Below are 4988 nucleotides of genomic sequence, written 5' to 3'. Positions count from 1 at the left end.
ATGTGTATAAGAGACAGCTTTGGTGCCGCCGGCGAAGTCGATACCGAAGGTGAAGCCGCGAACCAAGATGCTCACGATCGCGATGGCGACCATGGCGCCACTGATCGCGTACCACATCCGCCGCTTACCGATGACCTCGAATGCGCCGGTACCGGTGTAGAGCCTCGACAGGAACCCATGCTGGGGCGCCTTGGGGGTTCCAGCGGTCTTGCGAGGCTTGGCCTGCACGGCGGTCCGGCTCTTGGTGTCCTTGACGGCTGCCGCGTCGTTCTTAGCGGACTTCGTCGCGCGCTTGGTGCCGCTACTGGTGCTCGGTTTGGCCATCTGGCTATCCCTGTTCCGTCGACTGGGCGGTTACCCGCGTGCGCGCTTTGGCTCCGGACTTGCCGCCCGCTGCGCCTCCCGATCTGGCGACCGCCCGCCGCTCCCGTGCGACCTGCTGAACCGCGCCGAGACCGTTGTAGGACGGCTTGGCCAGCGTCGGCGACTTGGACGCCAGGTAGACCAGTGGCCAGGTCACCAGGAACACCACCACCAGGTCGAGGATGGTGGTCAGACCCAGCGTGAACGCGAAGCCCTTCACCTGTCCGACCGCCAGGAAGTAGAGCACCGCCGCCGCAAGGAAGGTGACCGCGTTGCCAGACACGATCGTCTTGCGGGCCCGCGTCCACCCGCGTGGCACCGCCGAGCGGAACGACCGGCCCTCGCGGATCTCGTCCTTGATGCGCTCGAAGAACACCACGAAAGAGTCTGCGGTGGTACCGATACCGATGATCAGACCGGCGATACCGGCCAAGTCGAGCGTGTAGTTGATATACCGGCCCAGCAATATCAGGATCGCGTAAACCATGGCCCCGGCCACCACCAGGGACAGCGCGGTCAGCACGCCGAGTACGCGGTAGTAGAGCAACGAGTAGATCAGCACCAGGGCCAGACCGATCGCACCGGCGATCAGGCCCGCCTTCAGCGAGGTCATTCCCAGTGTGGCCGAGACGGTTTCGGCTTCCGAGGCCTCAAACGACAGCGGCAGCGACCCGTACTTCAAGACGTTAGCCAGCTGGCGTGCCGCATCCGGAGTGAATCCCGGTGAGCCACCGGTGATTTGGGTGCGGCCACCGGGGATGGCCTCCTGGATCTGCGGGGCACTGACGACCTGCGAGTCCAGCGTGAAGGCGGTCTGCGTGCCGATGTGGGCGGCGGTGTAGTCGGCCCAGACGTCGGCAGCGGCGCTCTTGAACTGCACCTGGACGACGTTCGAGCCGCTGCGCTGGTCCATGCCCGAGCTGGCGTCGGCGATCTGGTCGCCGCTGATGATCGACGGCGCCAACAGGTACGCGGTCTGCTGGTCCTGTGAGCAGGTCACCAACGGCAGATCCGGGTCGTCGTTGCCGGCAAGGATGTCTTCCTTGTCGCACCGTCCGGCCTGGATCTGAAGGGCCAGCGCCTGCACGACTTTGTTGTCGCTCTGCCGCAACCGCTTCTCAGCGGCGATACGGGCGGCCAGGCCCTGGGCCTGATCACCCTGACCGGGCAGACCCGGCATGCCGGGCAATCCGGGCAGTCCGGGCAAGGCGGGCATCTGCGCCCCGGGGGAAGCCGGCAACTCGGCGGGCGATCCCGGCGCCGTCGGCGCCGGTACGGTCGAGGTGCCGGGAGTGCCAGTCTCGCTGGTGTTTTCGGAGCCGGGGCTCGACGAAGTGGTTCCCGGGGTCGGGGTCGGCTCCTGCGGGAAGGGCCGCGGCTGGGCCGGCGGCGTCAGCGGCTGCTGCGGAAGCGCCCCGCCGTTCCCGCCGAACAGGCCCTGTCCGCCCGCACCGAAGCCCGGAGGCAGACCCGGAGCACCACCCCCGGCGCCCGGGGGCAGACCGGGCACACCGCCGCCACCGAGGCCCGGAGGCAGACCGGGCACACCGCCGCCACCGAGACCCGGAGGCAGACCGGGCACACCGCCACCGCCGAGGCCCGGAGGCAGACCGGGCACACCGCCACCGCCGGGCGGCAAGCCCGGGACGCCGGGCATACCGCCACCGCCGAGACCGGGCATCCGGGCGGCTGCCTGAGCTTCCTGCACCGACACACCGTTGATCACCGGCCGGATGTAGAGCCGGGCCGTCTGGCCCAAGGTGCGGGCCTCATTGCCGTCGCTGCCCGGCACCGTGATGACCAGGTTGTTGCCGTCGATGATGACCTCAGAGCCCGAGACACCGAGCCCGTTGACCCGGGCGCTGATGATCTGTTGCGCCTGGTTGAGCGCGTCACGGGTGGGCGTGGAGCCGTCCGGGGTGCGCGCGGTGAGCGTCACGCGGGTGCCGCCCTGCAGGTCGATGCCGAGTTTGGGTTCGGCGAGCTTGTCTCCGGTCAGGAATACCAGCAGGTAGACGCCGATGAGCAATGCCAGGAACACCGCCAGGTTGCGGGCAGGGTGCACCGGCGCCGAAGGCGATGCCACGTTGTTGAGTCTCCTTCGCTCATTGCGCAATGCGCTCTCATGATCGTCGGGGCTGGCCCATGCTCGGACCGCCCGCGGCGATCAGTACCACTGCACCCGCAAAAGGGTACGTGCCCGGCCGGCCGGGATGATCGTTGGGCGGACGTTCCGCGCGTCGGGGCGTGTCAGCCGGCTGGCCAGACAGCGGCGAGCTGTTAAGCGCCCTCGACAGCCTCTTCGACTGCGGCCTCGGCCGTCAGCTCCTCCGGCTCGATCTTGTCCCGCACGGCCAGCTTCAGCCAGGTGGTCACCACACCCGGCGCGATCTCCAGGTCGACGTCGTCGTCGGTGATGCGGGTGATCGTGCCCTGCAACCCCGAAGTCGTGTGCACCCGGTCGCCCACCCGCAGCGACTCATGCAGGTCGATGGTGGCCTGCATCGCGCGCTTCTGCCGCCGCGAGGCGAAGAACATGAAGGCGCCCATGACGAGGAGCAGCGGTAGGAAGGCAACCATGTTTTCCATGACAACAACCGATCTTTCGACTTGTTCGAATGATTCTTTGGCACCGGACCACCCGGGGTGTGGCGGGCCACTGTGATGACAACAGTGTGCCACTGTGTCCGGCGACCGCGCGTCGGTACCGCCGTCCACCCCCTAGGCTGTCGGTGACAGGGGGGTCAGGATTCTCGAGGGAAGGTTGGCCGATGAGGAACTTCGCGTGTGGTCTGGCGACCGCCGTTGCCCTGGCAGCGGCGCCCCTGGCATTGGGAGCGATCGCCGCACCCGCCATCGGATCGGCAGAACCGCTGGCCTGCCCCGGCGGCCAGTACTGGGAGCCGAGCACCAACAGCTGCATGCCGCTGGGTCAAGGACCGACGCCGCTGGCCTGCGCCGGTGGTCAGTACTGGGAGCCGAGCACCAACACCTGCATGCCGCTGGGTCAGGGACCGACGCCGCTGGACTGTCCGCCCGGCGAGTATTGGCAGCCCTTCGGCAATGCGTGCCGGCCACTCGGCCAGATCTGAGCCGCGGAAAGCACCGCTAAGGAGGCCCCACCCCATGTCAGTGCCACCGCTGCTGCAGAGCCGTCATCTGGCCACTGAGATCCCCGGGCCCGGCTCGGTGCAGCTGGCGCGCCGCCGCGCGGCGGCGGTGGCACGCGGAGTGGGCAGCACGCTTCCCGTCTACGCGGCGCGGGCCGGCGGCGGCATCGTGGAAGACGTCGACGGCAACCGCCTGATCGACCTGGGCTCGGGGATCGCGGTGACCACGGTGGGCAACGCCGCTCCTCGCGTGGTGGACGCCGTGCGGCAGCAGGTCGCCGAATTCACCCACACCTGTTTCATGGTGACGCCATACGAGGGATATGTGGCTGTCGCCGAAGCGCTGAACCGGATCACCCCGGGTGCGTTCGAGAAGCGTTCGGTGCTGCTCAACTCCGGTGCCGAAGCCTTGGAGAACGCCGTCAAGATCGCCCGGTCCTACACCCGCAAGACCGCGGTGGCGGCGTTCGACCACGGCTACCACGGTCGCACCAACCTGACCATGGCGCTCACCGCCAAATCAATGCCGTACAAGAGCGGATTCGGCCCGTTCGCGCCCGATATCTACCGAGCGCCGACGTCCTATCCCTACCGTGACGGCCTGATCGACAAAGAGCTGGGCAGCGATGGGGAACGAGCCGCCGACCGGGCCATTGGCATCCTGGAGAACCAGATTGGCGCCCACAATCTGGCCGCGCTGGTCATCGAACCCATCCAAGGCGAAGGCGGCTTCATCGTCCCGGCGCCCGGTTTTCTGCCGGCGCTGCTGGCCTGGTGTCGCGACAACGACGTGGTGTTCATCGCCGACGAGGTGCAGACGGGCTTCGCCCGCACCGGGGCGATGTTCGCCTGTGACCATGAAGGCCCAGCCGGGATGGCACCGGATCTGATCTGCACCGCCAAAGGGATCGGCGGGGGCCTGCCATTGGCGGCCGTCACCGGCCGCGCCGACATCATGGACGCCCCGCACGTCAGCGGACTGGGCGGCACATTCGGTGGCAACCCCGTGGCCTGCGCGGCAGCGCTGGGGGCATTGGCCGCCGTCGAGGCTGACGATCTGGTGGGCCGGGCCCAGCAGATGGAGCGGCTGATCTTCGAACGGCTGGGCCGGTTGCAGGCCGACGACGACCGCATCGGCGATGTCCGCGGCCGCGGCGCCATGATCGCCGTCGAGCTGGTCCGACCCGACACGAGCGAACCGGACCCGGCCCTGACCACGGCGCTCGCGGCAGCGTGTCACCGAGCGGGTGTGATCGTGTTGACCTGTGGAACCTTCGGCAATGTGGTGCGACTGTTGCCGCCGCTGACCATCAGCGACGCACTGCTGTCCGAGGGCTTGGACGTGCTGGCCAGCGAGCTGGCCAAGCTCTGATATGGAATGAGATTTGTCAAGGGGGCAGGGGGAAGCGGCGCCCTCGACCGTCGCCTAGGTGTTCTTGACGGGCAGGTTGTGAACGCGTAGGCGTTCGATGGGGGTCTTGCCTCCGATGCCGGTGTGGGGTCGGTGGTAATTGT

4 protein-coding genes and 1 pseudogene are annotated in these 4988 nt (G+C 68.1%); 2 read left to right on the top strand and 3 right to left on the bottom strand.

The genetic code is table 11. The features are described 5' to 3' along the window. The 3 genes and pseudogenes from LI94_RS20230 to yajC form a co-directional block, all read right to left on the bottom strand. A pseudogene (locus LI94_RS20230) lies at nucleotides 1–324 on the bottom strand (protein translocase subunit SecF); the annotation flags it as partial. 4 nt (nucleotides 325–328) lie between these two features. Further along, nucleotides 329–2449 (bottom strand): protein translocase subunit SecD, encoded by a 2121-nt coding sequence (gene secD, locus LI94_RS20225; protein WP_046302332.1) that lies wholly within the window; start codon nucleotides 2447–2449, stop codon nucleotides 329–331. 194 nt (nucleotides 2450–2643) lie between these two features. Further along, a complete protein-coding gene (gene yajC, locus LI94_RS20220; RefSeq protein ID WP_046302331.1) occupies nucleotides 2644–2952 on the bottom strand; it encodes a preprotein translocase subunit YajC in 309 nt (102 codons plus the stop codon). Nucleotides 2953–3134: 182 nt separating this feature from the next. Between yajC and LI94_RS20215 the strand changes: the two genes are divergently transcribed. Both LI94_RS20215 and gabT read left to right on the top strand, forming a co-directional pair. Continuing rightward, nucleotides 3135–3455, top strand: coding sequence for a hypothetical protein (locus tag LI94_RS20215; protein ID WP_046302330.1), 321 nt, complete (start codon nucleotides 3135–3137; stop codon nucleotides 3453–3455). A 40-nt stretch (nucleotides 3456–3495) separates the two neighbouring features. Further along, nucleotides 3496–4845 carry a 4-aminobutyrate--2-oxoglutarate transaminase gene (gene gabT / locus LI94_RS20210; protein WP_152664889.1) on the top strand — a complete coding sequence of 450 codons (1350 nt, stop codon included), beginning with the start codon at nucleotides 3496–3498 and terminating at the stop codon, nucleotides 4843–4845. Nucleotides 4846–4988 lie beyond the last annotated feature (143 nt).

The organism is Mycobacterium sp. UM_Kg27 (assembly GCF_000972905.1).
Lineage (GTDB): Bacteria > Actinomycetota > Actinomycetes > Mycobacteriales > Mycobacteriaceae > Mycobacterium.
This window is presented reverse-complemented; position numbering and strand designations above follow the sequence as displayed.